This window comes from Listeria rocourtiae subsp. hofi (genome assembly GCF_963575615.1).
GTDB classification, from domain to species: Bacteria; Bacillota; Bacilli; order Lactobacillales; family Listeriaceae; genus Listeria_A; species Listeria_A hofi.
In genome coordinates, this window is sequence record NZ_CAUYTL010000014.1 from 19,391 (window position 1) to 42,722 (window position 23,332).

General features: G+C 41.3%; 16 protein-coding genes and 2 pseudogenes. 16 read left to right on the forward strand and 2 right to left on the reverse strand.

All coding sequences use genetic code 11. The annotated features are described in order from the left end of the window. Position 1: 1 nt before the first annotated feature. The gene (qoxD, locus tag R8925_RS07875; protein WP_430535341.1) at positions 2-331 is read left to right on the forward strand and encodes a cytochrome aa3 quinol oxidase subunit IV; all 330 of its coding nucleotides are present in this window, start codon (positions 2-4) and stop codon (positions 329-331) included. A 267-nt stretch (positions 332-598) separates the two neighbouring features. On the opposite strand, the gene R8925_RS07880 is transcribed toward qoxD, so the two are convergent. Further along, entirely contained in the window at positions 599-1,357 is a 759-nt protein-coding gene (locus R8925_RS07880; RefSeq protein ID WP_430535342.1) for a DeoR/GlpR family DNA-binding transcription regulator, read from the reverse strand. Between the two features lie 165 nt (positions 1,358-1,522). Between R8925_RS07880 and rhaB the strand changes: the two genes are divergently transcribed. From rhaB to R8925_RS07920, 8 genes and pseudogenes are all read left to right on the forward strand, one after another. After that, the gene (rhaB, locus tag R8925_RS07885) at positions 1,523-2,983 is read left to right on the forward strand and encodes a rhamnulokinase (RefSeq protein ID WP_430535343.1); all 1,461 of its coding nucleotides are present in this window, start codon (positions 1,523-1,525) and stop codon (positions 2,981-2,983) included. Beyond that, positions 2,984-4,267, forward strand: a pseudogene (gene rhaA / locus R8925_RS07890) (L-rhamnose isomerase). Beyond that, positions 4,260-5,090, forward strand: a complete 831-nt coding sequence (gene rhaD / locus R8925_RS07895) for a rhamnulose-1-phosphate aldolase (protein ID WP_430535344.1) — start codon at positions 4,260-4,262, stop codon at positions 5,088-5,090. The pseudogene rhaA and the gene rhaD overlap by 8 nt, the downstream one beginning before the upstream one ends. Before the next feature lie 58 nt (positions 5,091-5,148). Then, complete coding sequence (gene rhaM, locus R8925_RS07900; RefSeq protein ID WP_430535345.1) at positions 5,149-5,463, forward strand: L-rhamnose mutarotase; 315 nt, start codon at positions 5,149-5,151, stop codon at positions 5,461-5,463. Between the two features lie 22 nt (positions 5,464-5,485). Next, positions 5,486-6,793 carry an MFS transporter gene (locus R8925_RS07905; RefSeq protein ID WP_430535346.1) on the forward strand — a complete coding sequence of 436 codons (1,308 nt, stop codon included), beginning with the start codon at positions 5,486-5,488 and terminating at the stop codon, positions 6,791-6,793. A gap of 255 nt (positions 6,794-7,048) precedes the next feature. Then, the gene (locus R8925_RS07910; protein WP_430535347.1) at positions 7,049-7,903 is read left to right on the forward strand and encodes an LD-carboxypeptidase; all 855 of its coding nucleotides are present in this window, start codon (positions 7,049-7,051) and stop codon (positions 7,901-7,903) included. Positions 7,904-8,099: 196 nt separating this feature from the next. Beyond that, positions 8,100-8,660 carry a YdeI/OmpD-associated family protein gene (locus R8925_RS07915; RefSeq protein WP_430535348.1) on the forward strand — a complete coding sequence of 187 codons (561 nt, stop codon included), beginning with the start codon at positions 8,100-8,102 and terminating at the stop codon, positions 8,658-8,660. An 18-nt stretch (positions 8,661-8,678) separates the two neighbouring features. Further along, entirely contained in the window at positions 8,679-8,981 is a 303-nt protein-coding gene (locus R8925_RS07920; RefSeq protein WP_430535349.1) for a hypothetical protein, read from the forward strand. A gap of 222 nt (positions 8,982-9,203) precedes the next feature. Here R8925_RS07920 and R8925_RS07925 read toward each other — a convergent pair whose 3' ends face one another. After that, the gene (locus tag R8925_RS07925) at positions 9,204-10,676 is read right to left on the reverse strand and encodes an AcpB/EbpR/MafR family transcriptional regulator (protein ID WP_430535350.1); all 1,473 of its coding nucleotides are present in this window, start codon (positions 10,674-10,676) and stop codon (positions 9,204-9,206) included. A 598-nt stretch (positions 10,677-11,274) separates the two neighbouring features. Between R8925_RS07925 and R8925_RS07930 the strand changes: the two genes are divergently transcribed. From R8925_RS07930 to R8925_RS07960, 7 genes and pseudogenes are all read left to right on the forward strand, one after another. After that, a complete protein-coding gene (locus tag R8925_RS07930) occupies positions 11,275-11,952 on the forward strand; it encodes a Crp/Fnr family transcriptional regulator (protein ID WP_430535378.1) in 678 nt (225 codons plus the stop codon). A gap of 100 nt (positions 11,953-12,052) precedes the next feature. Beyond that, complete coding sequence (locus tag R8925_RS07935) at positions 12,053-17,569, forward strand: beta strand repeat-containing protein (protein WP_430535351.1); 5,517 nt, start codon at positions 12,053-12,055, stop codon at positions 17,567-17,569. 180 nt (positions 17,570-17,749) lie between these two features. Further along, complete coding sequence (locus R8925_RS07940) at positions 17,750-18,214, forward strand: DUF4352 domain-containing protein (RefSeq protein ID WP_430535352.1); 465 nt, start codon at positions 17,750-17,752, stop codon at positions 18,212-18,214. 24 nt (positions 18,215-18,238) lie between these two features. Beyond that, positions 18,239-19,717 (forward strand): polysaccharide biosynthesis protein, encoded by a 1,479-nt coding sequence (locus tag R8925_RS07945; protein WP_430535353.1) that lies wholly within the window; start codon positions 18,239-18,241, stop codon positions 19,715-19,717. Further along, complete coding sequence (locus R8925_RS07950; RefSeq protein ID WP_430535354.1) at positions 19,695-20,876, forward strand: glycosyltransferase; 1,182 nt, start codon at positions 19,695-19,697, stop codon at positions 20,874-20,876. The genes R8925_RS07945 and R8925_RS07950 overlap by 23 nt, the downstream gene beginning before the upstream one ends. Before the next feature lies 1 nt (position 20,877). Beyond that, positions 20,878-21,897 (forward strand): annotated as a pseudogene (locus tag R8925_RS07955) (NAD-dependent epimerase). 151 nt (positions 21,898-22,048) lie between these two features. Next, complete coding sequence (locus tag R8925_RS07960) at positions 22,049-23,329, forward strand: nucleotide sugar dehydrogenase (RefSeq protein WP_430535379.1); 1,281 nt, start codon at positions 22,049-22,051, stop codon at positions 23,327-23,329. Positions 23,330-23,332: the final 3 nt, after the last annotated feature.

Below are 23,332 nucleotides of genomic sequence, written 5' to 3' on the forward strand. Positions count from 1 at the left end.
TATGGCGAAAAACAAAGCGAACACGGCACATGTTGAAGAGGGCATTCCGTGGAAACATATCATTGGTTTTGCCCTATCGATTGCATTGACACTTCTAGCTGTCTGGGTTGTATTCGAATCTACGCTAAGTAAATCAGTAATCATTACGGTTATCTTTATCTTTGCGTTCATTCAAGCAGCATTGCAGCTACTCATGTTCATGCACATGACAGAAGGCCAAAATGGACGTATCCAAGTCGGTAATATTCTATTCGCGGCATTCATTGCGATTGTTGTCGTTATGGGATCTTATTGGGTTATGGAAATTGGACATATGAACCACCTACTTTAAAAATTGGGGTTTGAGAGAAATAAAGACCTTTGGATGGCGTTGGTTGCGCTATTCAAAGGTCTTTTTCATGTATTTAGTTGATTTTAAGTTTCTTCTGTTTTGCTAGAAGGAATATGATTAGGAAAACTGTAGTAGCGAAGAGAAGGCTACAACTGGAATTTGCTCCATGTCTGTTATCTCTTTTAAAGTGCCTGCAGTGGTACATTAATATAAAAATACACGATTCCCATTCAGTGATACATAACTAGCATGGGAATCGTGTTTAGCTTAGTAAATAAGCGTCACGTCTTTTTCTCTTAAGAATTGCTGCCACTCATGCGACGGTTCTTTGTCGGTGATTAGGTAGTCGATTTCTGAGATGTCGACAATTTTGATGAAGGCATTTTTGTCGAATTTTGATGAATCGGCTACTAGTATCACCTTATTTGCACGCTTTAGCATGTGATTTTTGATTTCAGCTTCGGGCTCGTTGGAATCTGTGATACCATTTTCCATGGTGAGGCCTTTGCAGCTGATAATTGCGTAATCCACGAAGTAGCGGCTGATGGTATTGGCAGCGTCGGAGCCGATTAGCGAGTTGGACTTGGTACGTAGGGTGCCGCCTGTTAGAATGAGGTGGACTTTGAATTTGGAAAGTAAGTCAACTGCTGTGATAGAGTTGGTAATAATAGTGAGATTCTCTTTTTCACGGACGAGTAGATTCAGTGCTTCGAAAACGGTGGAACTCGTGTCTGCAATGAGGGAGTCGCCAGTCTTGATGAGTGATGTTGTTTTTGTTGCGATTTTCTTCTTTTCTTCCACATTGATGATGTTTCTCGTTGCGTATGGTAAATCTTCGTTTGTGTGCTGGCTGAGTGTTGCTCCGCCGTAACTGCGGTCCACGATGCCTTCCTTCTCCAATTTGTCGAGGTCGCGCCGAATAGTTTCTTCGGATACGCTGAAAATTTTAGCTAGTTGGGATACGTGGACTTTCTTGTTTTTCTTGATTTCTGATAGTATTTTGTCTTTTCGCTCGAAAGCAAGCATATTCATCACATCCTTGTCTACTTCATTGTAAACAATGGCGGATTTACAATCAAGTTTTAATTGAATGCCACGAAAAACTACATAAAAATTAAATTAAATGTTGACTTAATGACTGATTTAGTTTATTCTTGGTTTATAAATTGAAAATGTGAAGGAGGAGCGTCTTTGAAACATGTGGCTGTGGATGTGGGCGCGTCTAGTGGGCGCTTACTTATGGGTGAGTTGCTGAACGGAAAGATTGAGCTGACAGAGATTCATCGTTTTCAAAATGGTTTCACGGAAGTCGAAGGTCAATGTTTATGGGACATTGATCATATTTTCGCAAATATTATATTGGGCTTGGAAAAATTGAAGAAGGCTGGCGTTACACGTTGTACATTAGGCATTGACACATGGGCGGTGGACTATTGCTTAGTAGATAAAGATGGTAAGCGGTTACACGAGGTGGTTAGTTATCGTGATAAGCGGACTGATTGTGCGATGGATGCGGTTTTGGCAGAGGTGCCAGCTGTGGACATTTATGCGAAGACGGGCATTCAGTTTTTGCAGTTCAATTCGCTGTATCAGTTATATGTAGAGGATACGGGACTTAAAGCGCGGACGGACTCGGTCATGATGGTGCCTGATTATTTGGGATATCTTTTGACAGGTGTTGGTGTGACAGAGGTTACGAATGCTTCTTCTACGCAAATGTTGAACTTACATACAAAAGAATTTGATGTGGATTTGTTGAATTTAGTGGGGTTGGATGCAGGACAGTTTTCGCGGTTTGTGAAGCCGGGTGAGATGTTAGGAAAGCTTTCGGCAGAGTTACATACACGTTATGATTTGCCGGATTGTGGTGTAATTACGGTTGCAACACATGATACGGCTTCGGCAGTGCTTGGTGCGCCAGGTGTTGGTGGGGATTGGGCGTTTTTATCGAGTGGGACGTGGTCACTTCTTGGGGTCGAGTTGCCAAATCCGATTAATAGTAGAAAGGCGTTTGCGGCTAATTATACGAATGAGTGGGGCGCGTATGATACATTCCGCTTTTTGAAAAATATCATGGGGTTGTGGCTGATTCAAGAGGTGGCTCGTATGCAGAATTATGCGTATAGTTATGCGGAGCTTGCGGAATTGGCAGCGCACGAGGAGCCATTTGCAGTCTTGATTGGTGTGGATGATCAACGGTTTTTGAATCCGGCGAATATGATTACGGAAATTCAAGCGTATTGTGCGGAGACAGGGCAGGAGATCCCACGGACACCGGGAAAATTGGTGCGTGTTATTTATGATAGTTTGGCGATTCAGTATGCGATTCAGATTGATCAGTTGCAGGCGTTGACGGGGCAAGAAATCAGGCACCTTCATATTATTGGTGGCGGCGCGAATATTGCGATTTTGAACCAGTTGACGGCTGATTTGACAGGGATTACGGTATATGCGGGGCCGACTGAGGCGACTGGGCTTGGCAATTTGGCGGTGCAGTTGATTGCAAGTGGTGAGGCCAAGGATATAGCGGAGGTTCGGGAGTTGATTCGCGAATCGACGCCGATGAAAACATATACACCGAGCGATGGTGTGAATATGACGGAAATTCGAGCAAAGTACACAAATATATCTGGGAAACAGGAGGCTTTTTAAATGGGGAATGAGAAATTGCAACAGCAGTATGATTGGGCAAAAGAGGAGTACGCGAAATATGGTGTGAATGTGGATGATGTTTTGAAGCGATTGGCGGATGTGAAAATTTCGATGCATTGTTGGCAAGGTGATGATGTGACTGGTTTTATGAATCCTAACCAAGAGCTTACGGGTGGTATTTCGGTGACGGGTAATTATCCGGGTGCTGCGCGTACGCCAGAGCAGTTACGTCAAGATTTAGAGAAGGCTTTTTAGTTGATTCCTGGGAAACATAAGGTGAATCTGCATGCGATGTATGTAGATACGGATGAGAAAGTGGATTTAGATGAGATTGAGCCAGCGCATTATGCAAAATGGGTGGACTGGGCAAAAGCGCAAGGCTTGGGCTTGGATTTCAATCCCACATTTTTCTCACATCCTAACTCGGAGGAGGGTTTTACGTTGAGTCATCCCGACAAGAAGATTCGCGATTTTTGGATTGAGCACGGGAAACGGGCTCGAAAGGTTGCAGCTTATTTTGGTGAAGAGTTAGGGCAAACATCGGTCAATAATTTTTGGGTTCCTGATGGTTATAAGGATAATCCGGTTGATCGTTTGGCACCACGAAAGCGTTTAATGGAGTCGCTGGATACTATTTTTGCGGAGGAATTGGACCGGAAATACACGTTGGATGCGGTGGAAAGTAAGTTGTTTGGGCTTGGTGCAGAAGCTTATACTGTCGGATCGCACGAGTTTTATATGGGATATGGGATAACGCGAAATAAATTGATTTGTATGGATGCAGGGCACTTCCATCCGACTGAGGTGATTTCGAACAAGTTGTCATCATTATCTTTGTTTAGTGAGGGAATCCTGTTGCATGTGAGTCGTCCGGTGCGTTGGGACAGCGATCATGTGGTCATTATGGATGATGAGTTGCAGGAGATTGGGCGCGAATTAGTTCGTAATGACTTGCTTGGAAAAACGCATATCGGTTTGGATTTCTTTGACGCAACGATTAATCGCGTGGCAGCATGGGTTATTGGAACGCGAAACACTTTGAAGGCTCTTTTAAAAGCGATGCTCGAGCCTGCGGAATACTTGCGGAAGATTGAACTGAATGGTGATTATACATCACGCTTGGCGCTGACCGAGGAATTGAAGGACTTTCCTTTTTCAGCGGTGTGGGACTATTATTGCAAATCGCAAAATGTGCCAGTTCGCGAGGCGTGGTTAAAAGAAGTGAAGGATTATGAGAAAAATGTGTTGGTAAAACGGTCTGAGGAGGCAATTGGAATTGAGTAAAGATGTTGTAACAGCACCATTCGTGCAGGAAATGATGAAAGTAACGGCGAATTTGTATCGACTAGGTTGGGATGAAAGAAATGGCGGGAATATTAGTTATTTACTGACTGAGACAGAGGTTGGCGAATATGTCAATCTGAACCATGTAATTCGCACAATTCCAATGATTTTTGACGGGATAGAGCTCGCTGGGAAATATTTTATTGTGACGGGTTCAGGAAAGTATTTTAAAAATGTTATCGATGCACCGGAAGTGAATCTTGGAATTATACGCGTTTCTGAAACGGGCAAAAGCGTGGAACTACTATGGGGATTCGCGGATGGAGGCGTACCGACAAGTGAGTTACCAGCACATTTTATGAGTCATATTGAACGGTTGAAAATTGATTCAGATCACCGTATTATTATGCACAATCATGCGACGAACATTATCGCGATGACTTTCACGCATTCGCTTGCGGAACGTGATTTTACGCGTACTTTGTGGCAAATGTGTACGGAATGCATCGTAGTTTTTCCAGAAGGTGTTGGCATTTTGCCGTGGATGGTACCTGGTACAGACGCGATTGGGATGGCAACAGCTGCGAAAATGCGAGAATTTCGACTGGTTATTTGGCCACATCATGGAATTTTCGGAGCTGGGAGTACGATGGATGAAGTGTTTGGCTTGATTGAAACAGCTGAGAAGGCTGCGGAAGTTTATACACTGGTTCAAGCACAAGGTGGTGCGCAGCAAACGATTACGGATCAACAATTACAAGATTTGGCAGATGCGTTTGGCGTGACTGCAAAATCAGGATATTTACAAATAGGCGTCAAGTAAATTTTATAGGGTGGCGGCAAGTCTGCGCTACCCTAAATATAATAGGAGGAGTCGCAACATGGAGAGAATGGCATCGGTTATGTACTTGAAGGACGGTTTTACAGAGGAATATAAGGCTAGGCATGATGAATTATGGCCGGAAATGGAGCAAGCCTTGAAGGATCATGGAGCGCATAATTATTCGATTTTCTTGGATGATAATACACACGTTTTGTTCGCGTACTTAGAAGTTGAAAGTAGAGAAAAATACGACGAAATTGCATCGACAGAAATTTGCAAGAAGTGGTGGGCGTATATGGAACCGTTGATGGAGACAAATGAAGATAACAGCCCAGTTTCGAAAAATTTAACACCTGTTTTTTATCTTGCGTAACATAGAAAAGGAGGAAAAATGTATGGCGAATGCAGGGCAAGGTAGTTTAAAAGCGACTCTTACTGTTTCGATGTCTAATTTTTTGGAGGCTGGATCGATTGTTGCGGCTGCTGGGGGACTCACATTATGGGTGAATTATTTGAATTTATCAGATGCGTCTGTCGGTTTGCTCGGGGCGGTTAGTGCGAATGGCTTTGGATCGGCCGTTGGAGCGTTTATCGGTGGTGCGCTCGTTGATAAATATGGACGGAAATTTATCTATAAATATGATTTGATTGTGTATATGATTGGTGTACTTTTGATAGCGCTGTCATTGAACTTTGGTATGTTGTTGACGGGGTATATTGTCACGGGTATAGCAGTTGGTGCGGCGATTCCGGCAGCTTGGACGTATATTGCAGAAGAGGCGCCAGCAAAGAATCGGGCAGCGCATGTTGGATATGGACAGTTGGCTTGGTCGGTAGGACCTGCTGTGATGCTGTTTTTGGCGGTATTAATGGCACCGCTTGGTTTGATGGGAAGTCGGATTATTTTTGGAATGTTATTTGTAATCGCTCTCATCACTTGGATTTTACAGCAGCAAATTAATGAATCTACTGTTTGGGAAGATCAGAAAAAAGAGGATGCAAAAGCGGAGAATGTAGGCAAAAAAGTCTCGATTAAAGAGTTATTTACTATTAAGGCCAACCGAAAAGCGATTATTCTTGTGCTCGGAATCTACTTTTTCTGGAATTTGGTTGCGGGTGTTATGGGTTATTTCATGCCGTATATTTATCAAGTTGTTGGCGGTTTGACGCCGGCGCACGCGAATCTATTACAAGGAACGTTATGGGTATTTACGATTCTATCAACGTACTTTGTTTTCATTAAATTGGGCGATAAGCTGAACCGGAAATTGTTGTTTGGAATTGGTGCGGTGATGGGGATTTTAGCGTGGATTATTCTGGCGTTTGGCTCGATGGGAATGACGCAATTGCTATTATTTATTATTTTGTGGGGCATTGCGGCTGGATTTGGAGCGCAAGCATTTTACGGATTATGGGCAGGCGAACTTTTCAAAACACAATATCGAGCAAAAGTTCAAGGATTAATGTTTGGATTGGTACGCGTTGGTGTTGGTTTGATTTCACTTGTCGTGCCAGCTATGATTACTTTCCTAGGTTTCAAAGCGGCGGGAGTCGTGATGATTATTTTCCTTGTGATTCATTTAATTATTGGGCTAGTCTTAGCACCGGAAACGCGTGGTAAGACGCTGAAAGAGATTGAGGAAGAGCGTTATGGTTCCGAGGAAAAAGGCATTATTGAGACTGAGCAATTAGATGGTTTATAGTAGAAAGCTACTTTATTAATAAAAATTTCACATTTTCATCTTAAAAAATTCATGACTGTCCTGTAATATAGATTTCGTAGATAACAACAGCTACTTTTTAACTCCCTTTTAGAGTAGTTGTAATGTTTCTCACCTTTTTTCATACCTCTCTTAGAAAACACCAATCCTGACTAATCGGGGTTGGTGTTTTTGCGTGTAAAATTCAAAACATGATACAATGAACAGAGTTAGGAAATGTTAAAAGGAGAAGATTTTATGCTTAGAAAAGGTGATTCAATAGGTTTGGTTGCCTGCTCTAATGGGCGTGATCTAGAGAAGGCTAGAGATATCACACATTTGGAGGAGTTGCTTTTAGATTATTTTTCACTAAAATGCGTGCGGGCAAGTACGATTTTCAAGGCTGAAAATGAGCGAATAAATCGAAATGCTAGTAAACGTGCTGAAGAATTGATGAAGCTATATCAAAACCCTGAAATCAAAGCGATATTTGATATTTCAGGTGGGGATGTGGCGAATGAAGTTTTGCCATATCTGGACTTTGGCGTCATAAGAAAAGCGAATAAACCCTTTATTGGATATAGTGATTTAACTGTAGTTTTGAATGCAATATGGGCGCAGGCAGGCGTTATGGGACATAACTATCAGGTGCTTCATTTGACGGGAAGTGAATCAGAGTTACAATTAGAACAATTTAAAAAAGTGTTTTTGAAGGGAGAAAATCTGATTTTTCCATATGAGATTTTACGCAAAAAAGCTAAGATGCATGGGGAAGTTATCGGCGGGAATATTAGGTGCTTGCTAAAGCTTTCTGGCACAAGATATTTACCCGATTCTAAGGGGAGGACGATTCTTCTAGAGGCAATGAGTGGTGATCGCAACAAAATCTCTACTTATTTTGCGCAGTTAGACCAAATGGGTTATATAGAACGTGCGAATGGGATTATTTTAGGGACTTTTTCTGAGATGGAGAAATTGGGGCAACGGCAAGAAGTCGATGAGATTGCTCAAATGTATGCGGAGCGACACGATAAATTTTTGCTGAAAACCGCGATTGTTGGTCATAATGATAACGCTTGGCCATTTCCGCTTGGCAAAATGCTTGAATTCTAATAGAGTTCTCATGAAACACCCGCAAAAATTTCATCAATACCCTGTATTATAAAGAGTGTAAAGCAAGGACAGCAATTAGTTTCCCCCTTTTTCTAATTGTGTTGTCCCTTATACAAACTCCCTTTTTGACCAGCTTCCCCGGCTGGTTTTTTTGTTTGCGTTAGGTTATGATTGTGATGTGACGGGAGGGTTTTTAGTGGAGATTGATAATAAAGTTTATGCAGTGAATCGCAGTGAGTGGCGCTCGTGGTTAGAAGCAAATGGTGAATTTGAGAAATATTGTTGGCTTATTTTGCCGCGAAAACAGAACAAATTTACGTATATTGATGCTGTGGAAGAGGCTCTTTGCTTTGGTTGGATAGATAGCACGAAAAAAGGACTTGATGATGAGCATATTGCGCAACGTTTTTCACACCGAGTTCAGAAAAGTAACTGGACAGAATTAAACAAAGAACGCGCGCGTAGGCTGAAAAGACTAGGCTTGATGATGCCACAAGGGGAACGTGTCTTACCAGATCTGGAAGCAGAATTTGAAATAGCTGCAGATATATTGGCGGCGATAGAAGAGGACGCGGTTTTGTCGGAAAATTTTGCAAACCTTCCTGACTTATACGTTCGAATCAAATTAGATAATATCCAGGCCGTTATTAAAAATCGCGCCTTATATGATAAACGGTTGGCGACCTTCTTTGAGAAGACAAGGAAGGGTGAGTTATACGGCAAGTGGCACGATGGTGGCCGGCTGAAGGATTTTTAATAGAAGGGGTGACATGCTATGGCGTTAGAAATGAGGATAATAAATCAATCATCGAATAAATTAATACGGAAAGCTTTTATCTACATAGATGGACAGCAGAAAACGACGAATATCAAGCAGTTGGCGAGCGGGGAGGAGTGCCGCATCGAGATTCCAACGACAGAGAAAGACGTGGCTAAAGATATCGTTTTTTCTTATTTAAATACGGACAGTGCTATCATTATCACAAAAATTGGAGAAGTGACTAATTTGATTCAAAAAGCGAGGTTAAGCATTACGGATATAACGCTAGAAGGCACAATTAGATATAGCATAGAATAAAAAATGAAAATTTCATGGAATTCTCATGAAAATCCCTATAAGCTTTCATCCGTAGCCTGTATTATAGAGAATGTAAACAAGGACAGCAATTAGTTTCCCCCCTTTTTCTAATTGAATGAGTCCTTTAAACTCCTTTTTTGAACCAGCTCCCCCCTTGGCTGGTTCTTTTTTGTTGTTTGATACTGCTGTAAGCAATGTGAATGTTGCAAATAAAATAAGCGATTAGTCCATTGCTTCCGCAAGCTTCTTATCTCTAATCTCCCTCAACGTATCTTCCAAACACGCCCAATCACTTTGCGTCGGCGGAAAATTCCAGATGAAAATAGATTCAGGATTATCAGAAAGAATCTTAGTCTCTGTGATGGTAAGATCAACTGTTTTTGGAATAGCATGCGTAAAAAGTTCAATATTTAAATCTAATTTCCGAAGTATTTGTGATTTTAATTTATTTAGAACAGCGCTATCTTGATTTGTCAATAGGGCAACCTCTAATTTTGGCTCATACTTTTTCATGGAGAATCGTTCAATAATAAGAATCATATATTTATAGCAAAAATAGATAGATGGTGCTGCAGCTTGCTTCATGCCGTCTAGTTGGAATAATTGTGTCGTTATCTTATCTAAATTTTTCCACAACGCAGGATGCTCAGATCTGAAATAGTCAGCTTGTTTACGTATGCGATTGTATACATATAAATAAGGCAAAGATAGCCCATAAAAATTAGCGTTGATAAGGTTGAGCCAAATCCGATCGTTATCTTCTATTGTAATATCAGGGTAGTATTTGGTGAATTCATTTAAAAAATTTTCAGCAATTTTAAAAGGTAGCGTCTGTTCTCTTCTGTTCCACGCGATGAGGCTGGCTGTGATGGGATCATGCGTTTTAGGATACATCAAATTGCTAATAGCTATAGTCAAGTACTTTTCTTCAAGTTCTTTGTATGGTTGGGGGACTTCGTTTAATAAGGATTTACCATGGTCTTTAATAAACTGTACGACTTGAGGAGGAACGCAATTTTGTAGAGGCATTTCCCGTACATAGCATTTTTGAGCGTGCCTCATATACCTTACTGCCAATCGATAAAGCAATTGCTCTTTTTCAATAGTATTCACATAGGCATGTACTTTACGCAAAAATTCATCGAGTTGGTATACTAAAACTTCTCTTGAGATAGAACGAAACGGCCACATTCTACCTTTATATGTGAGCCAATATAAGTTATAGTAACATTCTCTAACCCAAATTTCGCTTCCTGTAATACGTAGTGGATTAGTTTGTAGGCCCAAATGTCGTGTATGAAGATTATTTTGTAAGCGTTTCACTTTGAAATAAAATGTGCTTTTCGTAATAAAGTGCTGCTCGTAAAATTGGCGTGCACGTAAATGTGGATAATTAAATGCACTATCCATTAAGGTATAAGTCATAGATGAGGTTACAAATTTTTCAAGAATAGAATCTAAGGCTACATCATCAGGTTTTTCGAGATAAATACCGATTCCTTTTTTGATGATTAATTGAGTCTGTGGTGCATTTTCAGCTAGATAGAATTGTATGTCGTCGAGTGCTTTATAAACTGCATCAATACCGTAGTTTAGCATACTGGATATTTCTGAGACTGACCAATTTTTTTTTTCATTCCCAATCAAATGGATAATCTCGTATGCACGTATTTCTTTGTCATCTAAAAAAAACATATCGTTCTCCTTCCTAGCGAGACATTACTAATCGTATTTAATAATACCCTTCTTTACTCATTTATACGCTATTTTACTCAATTTTGGTGAAATAGTTATAGATTATTCAGACGCTAAAAATCAATCGTTATATGTATTTTTTCATAAAAAAACACGTAGATAAACATATTGATATGACTTATTTTGAGCGAATTTGTCCTAATGGCCCAAAAATGAGCGCAGATTTTTAGGAAATAATGCGAAGATAAAGTATTATACTATGAATGTAATCAAGGAGTGGTACTCGTTTAAAACGAGATGAATACTATTATCCCAACTAGAAGCTGACACAAAATATTCACAGTTAATCAAACTAGTTGCAACACTGTTGTGAAATTCAAAATAAGAAGGTGTTACACTTAGTGGAAATAGCTAGAATACTAGAGTAATGCCATTCTTACGCGGAGATTATAGTATCAAATACGAAAAGACATAAAAGATTCACATTTTTTTTGGAAATCTGCACCATAGTTGAAACGTACAAAATAAGAACATGTTAAATTAATAAATGTAATCTTTCGCAACTATTCAAGATGTTAGAAAGGAGAAATCATCATTGGTGTATATTTCAAGTAATACGAGTTTAGACGGGATTATCAAAGAGTTACAGACAAATGCGTACGGAGACAATTTAGTACAAGAAGTTACTTTTGATAAGGGACAACAAATTATTATGCCAGGGAAACCGAACAATGCACTATACATTATTACATCGGGAATTTCAATCACAACCCAGACGATGAAAGATTCGCTGAAGCCAGTAATATCCTTTCTAACAGATGGGGACATTATCGGGTTGGAATCTTTTTTTAGAAAAAATGATGGTGTAGTTATGACACAGGCAACGACGCTAACAGAATTAAAGGCGATTCGAATCGAAATGGAATATTTACTAAATTACTTGGCTAATAGACCTTCATTCATGGAGTTTTTTGCAAACTTGATGACAGAACAATTGTATGGTTTATACGAGCGTTACATGCAATTGATGCTAGGCCGCGAAGAACGATTTGTTAACTCACTTTACGATATCGCAAATAAGCTAGGTATTGTAGTAGACGAGGGTATCAAAATTCCATCTGTGATTAGTACGAAGCTTATAGGGGCCTATTGCAATGTTGATCGAAACTTTATACCAAAGCAACTAAAGAAAATGATGCAAGAAGGTCAAATTAGCGTGAATCACAAAGACATTATAATAAAGGATATATCTATAAGTCGAAATATTCAGTTATAAAATTTGTGTGCGTAAGGAGGTGTTTATCATGTGAACTCATAACCGTTCTATTGATAGGCAGACATTTTACAAAAAAGAATGAAGAGGAGCAAATATAAACATGAAATTAGAACAAAAGGGTCCAATCAACGTCTTATCCATGAAGACACTTAAAAAGGCCGCTAAAACAGCCTTAATCGCTACAGTCGTTGCAAGCCAAATCATTACAGTATTACCAACAGGATCGCATGCAGCAGAAGCAACAGGCGGAGAAGTAGTAGCGAAAGAAGCACCAAGCGCAGACGTAGTTGCTCAAAAATACGCTCCACTAGGTGCAACTTTAGCACTTGACGGTGGTGTAACAGAAAAAAGACAACAAGTTTCAACATTTGCTGAATTTAAAGCGGCAGCAGAATCAGGTACAGTAAACGTTATTGAAATTACTGGTGATTTTCAATTAGCAAGTAATGTAACGGTAAATAGCAATATTCGTATTGAAGGTAACGGACATACGATTAGCGCTGCATCTTTCCAAGTTATCATGAAATCTAACTCGATTATCGATTTAGAGGACTTAATCATGACAAACGTTGGAACAAAAGCAATTTTCACAGGTTATACATCATCAGCTGCACCAACAGTAAACATCATTGATAATGTTCAAATTCGCGGTATGATTATGGGTGGAACTGGTAAACTTTCACTTTCTATCGCAGGAACAAATAACCGTTTAGTAAATGCTGAGCGCCAAGGTATGGATGTCGATAGCTTAGAAATCGCAGACAATACACAAATCGATCAACTAGAAGCACTAGAGACAGCTGTTAAAGTTCGCACATCAGGCTCAGTAAACATTGGCGATAATGCGAAAATAAATATGATGTCTAACAAAGGTTACGCATTTGACGTGTCAAACAGTGCCCTTGTAGTTGGTGAAAATACAGTTATTAACTCAGCATCAAAATACGGTACATTAAAAGCTGCAACATTAGTAGTTAAAAATGGAGCTAACCTAACACTTGCATCAGGCGACGTAGGTAACGGAATTTATGTATCAGGGAACATTACAATTGGTGACAATGTAAAAGTAAAAGCAACAGGTACTGGTACAGCAATCTATGCATATAATCCAGGGGCTTCTATTATTGTAGGTAAGGATGCGGATATCGATGTTGTTAGTGACAACGGTAGTGGTATCTATGGTAACTCAACAATCACATTTGGCGACCGTTCTTCTCTAAAATTAAGAACACATGACAGAGGGATTTATTCAGCGGGAGCGGCAACTATTCGCTTCGGTTCAGTGTCTAACCAAAATCCACAACCAGAAGACCGCGTAAAAATTGATATCGATTCCGGCACTAGCTACGGTATTTATTCTGGCGGCCCAATAATTTTTGGAGATAACACAGAAGTAGGAATCAAAGCAAAAGCTGATGGTATCTTAGCACCTGGTAACTCACGTGTTGATTTCGGTGCGAATACATTAGTGAATGTTACTTCTTCAAGTGGTGACGGTGTCAATGCAGGTGGAATCAAGTTTGGCGATAACGCTTCTGTATATGTTAAAGCTTATACAAATGGGCTTGAAACAACTAACACAAGTGGTGAAGGTATCTCTACAGGTAAAAATGTGGACATGACAATCGTTTCTCCTAACCATGATGGTATCTACACATATAAAGATACAACGTTTGGCGACAATAATAATATCTCAATTACAGCATTGAACAGCCATGCGATACATTCGTTCTACGGTGGATCAGTTAAATTGGGCACTGGCTCTAGTTTGTATTTAAATGCAGGTACTGGTGTAATTCAAGAAGGTGGCGCAGCAGCTACATTCAACGTAGGGAATGGCTCTTTGGTTAAAATCGAGTCTTCGGATTATGGTATCAACACATCAGGATCAATCACTTTTGCAGAAAATGCGAAAGCTAACATTCGTGCAGCATCTGGTCAAGGAAACTATCCAGCTATTAAAGCAAATGGTGTTGTAACATTCAGCAAAAACACAATGGCTTACGTAGAAACACTTTCAAACACATCGACAACAGTCTTCGATTTAACTGGTGCACAAAGTTCAAAATTAGTTCTTAACGCACCAAAGTATATCGATTTCCGTCAAAATAACCGAGCTGTAGCAGGACACATTATTCGCGGTTACGGTAATGACAGTGCATCTTATGTGTCACGTGTAGAAATGAACAACATGGCTAAAGTTTATGCTTGGGAACATGCAGCAGACTGGTCTAAAGCAACAGGAAGTGAATGGAATACTATTGATAATGTTAAAATTCCGCTAACATATAAAGTTGGAAGCACGTATACGAGCTATTACAGCGGCTTAGCAACAGGGGAAAACATCGATGGGTTCAGCTTATTTGACTATTCGCGCGTATCAACAGAAGGTTCAAGCATTATAGAACGTCCAGCAGTATCTCCAATTTACGAAAATGATAAAACAGTTTCCGGAACTGGTGTAGCAGGCGATGATATCGTTGTGACTTTCCCAGATGGTAAAACTGCTAAAGCAACAGTAGATGTGGATGGTAAATGGACAGTTAACGTGCCAACAGGAACTACTTTAGTAAAAGATCAAAACGTGTTAACTTACCAAACGAATGGTGTTAATGATAGCTCACGAGTAACAACAAAAGTACAAGCAGATAACCGTGTTCCAACAGCTCCAACAGTTGATTCTGTAAAAGCAGGCGATACAGTGGTTAATGGTGAAGGAGTTCCAGGTAATACCATTGCAGTAAAACTTCCTGATGGAACAACAGCTACAGGTACAGTAAAACCAGACGGCACTTTCTCTGTAACAGTTCCAGCACAAGAAGCAGGAGCAGTGCTGGATGTCACGCAAACTGGTCAAAATGGACTTCCAAGTGATCCGACAAAAGTAACAGTAAAAACCAATGATAAACCAGTAATCAATGCAACAGACAAAGTATTAACAGTTGGCGATACATTTGATCCAATGGCAGGTGTAACTGCAACAGATAAAGAAGACGGAAACTTAACATCAAAAATCATAGTAACAAGCAACAATGTCGATACAACAAAAGCGGGCACATACGCAGTAACGTATAGCGTAACAGATAGTGATAAAAACACAACAACGAAGACAATCTCTGTTAAGGTAAACGAAGCGATTGCCAAAACAATCAAGATTAACGAAAATGTGACAGCAGCGTTCACAGGAACAACACAACAATTCACAGCAACAACAACACCAGCAGGACAAGCTGTTGAATGGACATCCTCTAACGTAGCAGTTGCTACTATTAACAAAACAACTGGGGCGGTAGCATACAAAACACCAGGAACAGTAACATTTACAGCAACCCTTGCCAGCGGAACAAAAGCAACATTAACCGTAGTCGTAACAGATGAAAAAGTAGACGTAGCATCACCAGTTATCACATCAGACATCTACAGCACAACAACATCGGCAACAGGTACAGCACCAACACCAGGACAAGTTATCGCATATGTGAACGGTCTTCCAATTGGAACAGCTGATGTAGGGACAGACGGTAAATTTACCATTACCTTCCCAGCGCAAGCAGCAGACCAAACAATCGCATTCGTTGCACAGGACGCGAAGAAAAATACAAGTGATCCAACAAATGTGAAAGTAAAAGCAACAACCATTAAAATCAATGAAACTGTAACAACAGGATTGGTTGGTAACACACAACAATTCACAGCAACAACAACACCTGCAGACCAAACAGTAACATGGTCTACATCAAACAGTAATTTTGCAACAGTAAATAAGACAACTGGTCTTGTGACATATAAAGCACCAGGAACAGTAACAATTACAGCGTCCCTTGCAGATGGCACAAAAGCAACAACAAAAATTGTGATTTCTAACAAAGTTGTAGCAGCACCGGTTATAACAACGATTTATGACAATACAACATCAGCAAGTGGAACAGTCGCACAAGCAGGTAAAGTAACAGCTTACGTGAATGGCGTGGCTATCGGTACAGCAACAGTGGTAGACGGTGCGTTCACAGTGAACTTTGCGAAGCAGCCAAAAGATACTGTAATCAGCTTTGTGGCAGAAGATGCACAAGGAACGACTAGTACACCAACAACAAAAACAGTTATCGGTTCTACTGTAAAAATCAACGAAGACATCACTAAAGGTCTTGTAGGTGACACAGCAAACTTAACAGTAACATCGACACCAGCAGACCAAGCGGTAACATGGTCATCATCAAGCACGACAATCGCAACAGTGAGCGCATCAGGTGTTGTCACATACAAAGCACCAGGAAGTGTTACTATCACAGCAAAATTAGCAAATGGTGCAACAGCAACGAAAACAATTACAGTCGCTGATTTACCACAACCAAAACTAGCAGACTTTAAGACAACAGATACTGTATTAAACGGAACGATTGATACAAGCAGCTATGATGTGAAACAAGTCCTTATTTTAATCGATGGTGTGAATAAAACAACGGCTAACGTAACGGCGGGTGCATTCACAGCTACTATTGGTACACAACCAGCAGGTGCAATCATTGAAGTACGTTACAAAGACCAAACAGGAGCATATCTGACAGCAGACAAATATGTTGGTAAAACAACGGTTAAATCTGCTGTATCCGATAAAATTACAGTAGACAGTGTGAATTCCCTTCAAAAAGTAGTGACAGGGAAAGCAACGGTACCAAACGCATCAGTTCGTCTCTATGTCGATGGGGTACAAAAACGTTCTGGTACAACAGATGCGAATGGAAACTACTCGTTTAACTCTAGTTATTTAAAAGAAGGCCAAGTGGTACGCGTAGAACTACGTGAAAACAACGTCGTAACAGGCATTGCCGAAACAACAGTTGTGAAGGCAACGGAAGTGATGAGTCTAGATGATATCACATCCTTCGATCGATTCATTACTGGTAAAGGGACACCAAACACACAATTCCGTCTATCTATCAATGGCGCTACGAAAACAGTTGTAACAAGTGACGCAGATGGTCTATATAGTTTCCCAATATCGAGACTAAAAGCGGGTGATGTTGTTCGTGTAGATATGAAATCAGCAGGAACATACGGCGAAGTCTTCAAAGAAAAAACAGTGACACAAGGTGCTGTGAACCAAGGTGACTTGGAACTCGATCAAGGTGAAGTAGGCGACACACAAGTAACAGGAACAACAAAAGAAGCCGCTACTAAAGTTCGTCTAAGCATCAATGGCGCAACGAAGAGTACGCAAGATTCAAATGCAGCTGGAGAATTCGCATTTAACACAGCAGCACTGAAAGATGGAGATGTTGTGAAAGTAGAGATGCAAGTAAACGGTGAATACCTTGTTTCACAAACCTACACAGTGGGCGCTAACACAGGCGGTGGTGGCGATACTCCAGACCCAACACCAACCGCTACATTGACTGTCAACCCAGTCGTAGCAGCAGACAAAAAAGTAACCGGAACAGCCGATGCAAGCGCACAAGTTCGTATCAGCCTAAACGGTGCAACGAAGAGTATCGTAACAGCAAAAGAAGATGGCACGTTCACATACAACATGAGCACGATTAAAGCAGGCGATGTCATTAAAGCAGAAGTAAAAGTAAATGGCGCATGGACAGTATCAAAAGAAGTAACGGTTCAATAAGCCAAGCCATGTAATACCCGAATAGCTCCAGCAGTGTCGTGCTGACTGGAGCTATTTCTATCTATGTTCTAAAAAAGCAGAATGAATTCGCAATTTTAGGAAATAAAAAATACCCAGAGGACTATACTATGTATGTACCTAAGAGAAGCTTAATCATCCATATTGAAAGGAAGTGCCAACATGAAAAAAACAATCATCAAAGCGATTGCTATTTTATCTTTTCTTACTATTTTTACAGCAGGTTGCGCACAAACACCGACAGATAAAGTCGTACAAGCAGAGAAAAACAAAATCTATGAACAAGGACAAACGGTGGATGTATCTGGCTTAGACATCAACATGAAGGATGCCAAATTATTAGATGGGGACGGTAAAAAAGATGCCGTTGTCCAATTCAACATGAAAGTAAGAAATGGCTCGGCGGACGCTAAAGTTTTTACTAGTTTAGATGTGACAGTAAAAAATGAAGATGGTAAAGAGTTACCAATTTACGCTGCGGAAAATATTGGTTCGAATTTGAAAGCAGACCAAACAATTTCTGGCCCCGGCTTTTATCAAGTGAAGGGCAAGGGACCGTTTCAAGTCACCTATACAGATCCAGACACGAAGAAATCTGCGACGTGGAAAGTGAAGCTCGAGGACTAAAAATCTAAAGGAAATGGATAGTGAATGATGATGAATAAAACAGTGGAAATGAACGGCAAACAACCGCAAAATGTGCTGATTATAGGCGCTGGTGTAGCTGGTATCATTGTTGCCAAACAACTCCAAGAACAACCCGCCAATTTCACCCCTATTGCATTTTTAGATGATGATTTACACAAGCAAACACAACATATCATTGATATTCCGGTGGTTGGAAGTGTGCAGCAATTAGAGCACATCGCACAATATAGCGCCGTTGATTTAGTCATTTTAGCGATTCCATCTTTAGACCCAGAAAAGAAAGTAGCGATTATTAAGCAATGCCAAGCGTTACATCTAGAAGTTCGAATCATTACAAGTGTGCACGATACGATGTTTAGCGCACCTTCAACACAAAATGAGGTGACCATGGAGCAGCTACTTGGACGCGAGCCTATTCAGTTGAACCAACAACGCGTGGCGCAACAGATTAAAGGTGGTACGGTGCTTGTGACTGGTGCGGGTGGTTCGATTGGTTCGGAAATTTGTCGGCAAATCTGTACATTTGGACCGGAAGAACTCATTTTACTAGGACATGGGGAAAATAGTATATACGCGATTCGAATGGAACTTTTGCAGCAATATGGCGACACGATTGCGATTCATCCAGTGATTGCAGATATTCAAGACGCAGAACGCATCAACGAAGTGATGGAAAAATTCCAGCCCAATGTGGTGTATCATGCGGCGGCGCACAAACACGTGCCGTTGATGGAATTAAATCCACGAGAAGCTGTAAAAAATAACGTGCTTGGGACGAATAATGTGGCAATGGCAGCGGCTAAACAGGATGTGGATGCTTTTATCCTTGTTTCATCGGATAAAGCGGTGAACCCGAATAATGTGATGGGGGCAACGAAGCGGATGGCAGAAATGGTCGTACAAATCATTGCATCTAGGACAGATAAGCCATTTTCGATTGTGCGTTTTGGGAATGTGTTAGGAAGTCGGGGCAGTGTGATTCCACTGTTTAAAGAGCAGATTCGTAAAGGTGGGCCGGTGACGGTGACACACCCAGATATGACGCGATATTTCATGACGATTCCGGAAGCAGCGGGACTTGTGATGCAGGCGGGAAGTATTCAACAAGGTAGCAAAGTGTACGTGCTCGATATGGGTGAACCAGTTAAAATCACGACGTTAGCAGAAAACCTAATTACGATGTCTGGTTTTAGTTTGCAGGAAATTTCGATTACGTTTACGGGTGTTCGACCGGGAGATAAATTATATGAAGAGCTGTTAAATGAGGATGAAGTTTTTCCAGAACAAGTGATTCCAAAAGTTCATATTGGCCGACCAACGATGTTTTCCGCGGATCGAGTAGCGCGTTTTATAGACACGTTTTCGAAACTGGATGAAGCAAGCTTGGTGCAAGAATTATATGAAACCATTGGTAAGAAAACAAAAGTGACGACATTACCTCGGAAGGAGGAGCCTGTGCATGAAAGCCTTGTTCGCTCATGATCATCGGTTTTATCAAGGGGAAACTGCGATGTTATCTAAAAATGCGTTTGATGCGAAAGTTTGGGAGCGGTATTTGGAACATGTGGAGGAATTGGTCGTTGTGGCGCGAATTTCTGATTTAGCCAAAGATGCGGACATTGAGAAATATGGTGTATCTAGTTGCGAACGAGTAACGTTTCGACATATTCCTAAGTCACATCATTGGACGAATTTGTTGCCATTCAATACGGCACAACAAGCGATGGAGAAACAGGTTGCAGAGGTAGATGCAGTGATAGCTAGGCTTCCATCTCGAATTGGCACCATGGCTGTGAAAGCAGCACAGAAACTTGGGAAGCCATATGCGATTGAAGTCGTTGGTGACCCAATAGAAAGCTATCAACATCATGGATCGAGACGATTGAAATTGCTAGCAAAGACTGTTGGCCGTGCGATGAAGAAAAATATTGCATCGGCATCGCATGTATTATACGTCACGCAACGAGATTTACAAGAAAAATATCCGACGATGGGTATGCAACGGGGCGCTTCCAATGTGGAAATTGCGGAAATTTTGCCCAATGTTGCATTTAAGCGTGAAGTATCCATTCGAGAACAGCAGCATCGGCCTGTGAAAATTGGTATGATTGCGACGCTCGAAACAGATTATAAAGGCATTGATACAGCTTTGGAAGCGATGAAAATGTTGAAGCAAGAAGCACAGCTGTATATTCTCGGACCGGGTGATGCGACAAAATGGCAAGCACTTGCAGCAACATATGGTGTTGCGAGTCAAGTGACTTTCTGTGGTATTTTACCAGCGGGTCAAGCAGTGTTGGAATGGCTGGACACAATGGACATCTACATGCAGCCGAGTCGGACAGAAGGCGTGCCACGAGCGTTGATTGAAGCGATGGCGCGAGGTTGTGCGGCTGTTGGCTCAACGGCAGGTGGTATCCCCGAATTACTTTCCCCTGAATTTATCCACGAGATAGGCAATGCACAGGAATTGGCAGAGAAAGTGGCGGACCTGATGCAGCACCCCGAAAAACAAGCCATACAAAGCAGGCAAAACATGACGGTAGCGGTTCAATATACGCAACCAATTTTACAAAAACGGCGCGCGGAGCTTTTTGACTCTTTTTTTAGCACAGTTCCAAGCAAAGAGAGGAAGAAATAGGATGACAAAAACAATCATGGTAACGGGAGCCGCGGGTTTCATTGGGTTTCATGTGAGTACGCGTTTATTACAAGAAGGGCACCGTGTAATTGGTGTCGATAATATCAATGATTATTACGATGTGAACTTGAAATACGAACGGTTGGCGCGGCTGGAACATCCAGATTTTACGTTCTATAAAGTAGATTTAGCGGATAAAGACGCGCTGGAACGTGTTTTTGTGGAAGAAGAACCTCACATTGTCATTAATTTGGCAGCGCAGGCGGGCGTTCGGTACAGCCTGGAAAATCCAGATGCGTATATTCAATCGAACGTGGTTGGATTTACGAATATCTTGGAAAATTGTCGGCACCAAAAGGTAGAACAATTGATTTATGCGTCGAGTAGCTCGGTCTATGGTGCGAATCAGGCGATGCCGTTTACGCCGCATCAGAGTACGGAACATCCATTATCACTCTATGCTGCAACGAAAAAAGCGAATGAAATGATGGCGCATACGTATAGTCACTTATTTGGATTGAAAACAACTGGATTGCGATTTTTCACGGTATACGGCCCATGGGGGCGCCCAGATATGGCACTATTCCAGTTCGCGGATGCCATTTTAAACGACAAACCAATCCGACTTTTCAATAACGGCGACATGTTGCGCGATTTCACGTTTGTTGGCGATGTCGTAGAATCAATTTATCGTTTGACGCGAACAGAGCCAGCGCCGAATTCGGAATGGAATCCGATGAATCCAGACCCAGCAACGAGTCAAGCGCCATATCAAATCTACAATATCGGGAATCATAGTCCGGTGAATTTGATTGATTAAGTGGAGACGTTAGAGGCGAAATTAGGTAAAACAGCGACGAAAGAAATGTTACCGATGCAGCCTGGTGACGTGCAGAAAACGCACGCGGATGTGCAAGATTTAATCGATGCGGTGGATTTCAAACCGAGCACAACGATTGACCAAGGCATCAGCGCTTTTGTCGATTGGTATGTGGATTACATGGCCGAAAAGAAAGCATAATGGCGTCCAAAATAGAAGGATTCAACGCCACAATTTTAGGAAAAATAAGGCACTAAACAGCACTATAATAAGTAGGTAAACAAAAGAACAAACACCGCGTGTGACACCGCTTTGATACCGAAAAACATATGAGGAGAGATGGAAAAAAATGATGGATTTAAAAATAGCAGTGGTTGGTTTAGGTTATGTAGGGTTACCAGTAGCAGCAGAATTTGGGAAAGAAATGCCTGTCATTGGTTTTGATATTTCGGAAGCACGGATTCAAGAGTTGCGCGATGGATTTGATCGTACGAATGAGGTAGATGATGCCACGTTAGCGGAAACACACATCGATTTCACGGCGAATCCTGCCAAAATACAAGCCTCCAATTTCATCATCGTCGCGGTTCCAACACCAATCAACGGTAGTAATCAACCTGATTTAACAGCGCTTCTAGGTGCTTCTCGTACTGTCGGCCAGAATTTGTCAAAAGGCGCGATTGTCGTTTTTGAATCAACGGTCTATCCTGGTGCAACAGAAGAAGCATGTATTCCGGTCTTGGAACGCGAATCAGGTCTAAAAGAAGGCGTCGATTTCTTCGTTGGCTACTCGCCAGAACGCATTAATCCCGGCGATAAAGTCCACACCTTTCGTACCATCAAAAAAGTCGTGTCAGCGAACCATCCGCAAGCGCTCGAAATCATTGCCGCTACGTATGGCCGTGTGGTCGATGCTGGCGTGCACCCTGTGGATTCCATTAAAGTCGCAGAGGCCGCGAAAGTCATTGAAAACACGCAACGGGATCTTAACATCGCGCTCATGAACGAATTATCGATGCTGTTTAACATTTTAGATATTGATACGGATCAAGTATTGAAAGCAGCGGGAACCAAATGGAACTTTTTAAACTTCCGCCCAGGTTTGGTTGGTGGACATTGTATCGGCGTTGATCCCTACTATTTGACACACAAAGCCGAAAGCGTTGGCTATACACCACAAATCATTCTATCTGGACGCCGCGTGAACGATAACGTCAGCAAATTCGTCGTTTCCAGCATCGTTAAAGAAATGATTTGTAAAGGCATCGACTTAAAAGGCGCAAAAATCACGATTCTAGGTCTTACCTTTAAAGAAAATGTGCCGGATTTACGTAACTCGAAAGTATTCGACATCCTAGACGAGCTCCATCAATACCAGTTCGACATCCAACTTGCAGATCCAATGGCCGATCCAGAAGAAGCAAAAGCGGATTATGGCGTTGAGCTAGTACCATATAATGAATTAGAGCCAGCCGATCTAGTAATTATGGCGGTTGCGCATGATGAATTCCAGGCAAATCTTCCCGCAAACCATTACGGTTTAAAAGAAGGACAAGAGACGGTTTTTGTTGACTTAAAGCGTGTTTTTGATAGAAATGAAATGCCCATGTCTATTCATTATTGGGGATTATAAACC

Excerpts from the sequence above, each read along its gene's own strand:
- qoxD (WP_430535341.1), top strand. The coding sequence starts at position 2 with ATGGCGAAAAACAAAGCGAACACGGCACATGTTGAAGAGGGCATTCCG.
- R8925_RS07880 (WP_430535342.1), bottom strand. The coding sequence starts at position 1,357 with ATGCTTGCTTTCGAGCGAAAAGACAAAATACTATCAGAAATCAAGAAA.
- rhaM (WP_430535345.1), top strand. The coding sequence starts at position 5,149 with ATGGAGAGAATGGCATCGGTTATGTACTTGAAGGACGGTTTTACAGAG.
- R8925_RS07905 (WP_430535346.1), top strand. The coding sequence starts at position 5,486 with ATGGCGAATGCAGGGCAAGGTAGTTTAAAAGCGACTCTTACTGTTTCG.
- R8925_RS07910 (WP_430535347.1), top strand. The coding sequence starts at position 7,049 with ATGCTTAGAAAAGGTGATTCAATAGGTTTGGTTGCCTGCTCTAATGGG.
- R8925_RS07920 (WP_430535349.1), top strand. The coding sequence starts at position 8,679 with ATGGCGTTAGAAATGAGGATAATAAATCAATCATCGAATAAATTAATA.
- R8925_RS07925 (WP_430535350.1), bottom strand. The coding sequence starts at position 10,676 with ATGTTTTTTTTAGATGACAAAGAAATACGTGCATACGAGATTATCCAT.
- R8925_RS07935 (WP_430535351.1), top strand. The coding sequence starts at position 12,053 with ATGAAATTAGAACAAAAGGGTCCAATCAACGTCTTATCCATGAAGACA.
- R8925_RS07940 (WP_430535352.1), top strand. The coding sequence starts at position 17,750 with ATGAAAAAAACAATCATCAAAGCGATTGCTATTTTATCTTTTCTTACT.
- R8925_RS07945 (WP_430535353.1), top strand. The coding sequence starts at position 18,239 with ATGATGATGAATAAAACAGTGGAAATGAACGGCAAACAACCGCAAAAT.
- R8925_RS07950 (WP_430535354.1), top strand. The coding sequence starts at position 19,695 with ATGAAAGCCTTGTTCGCTCATGATCATCGGTTTTATCAAGGGGAAACT.
- R8925_RS07960 (WP_430535379.1), top strand. The coding sequence starts at position 22,049 with ATGGATTTAAAAATAGCAGTGGTTGGTTTAGGTTATGTAGGGTTACCA.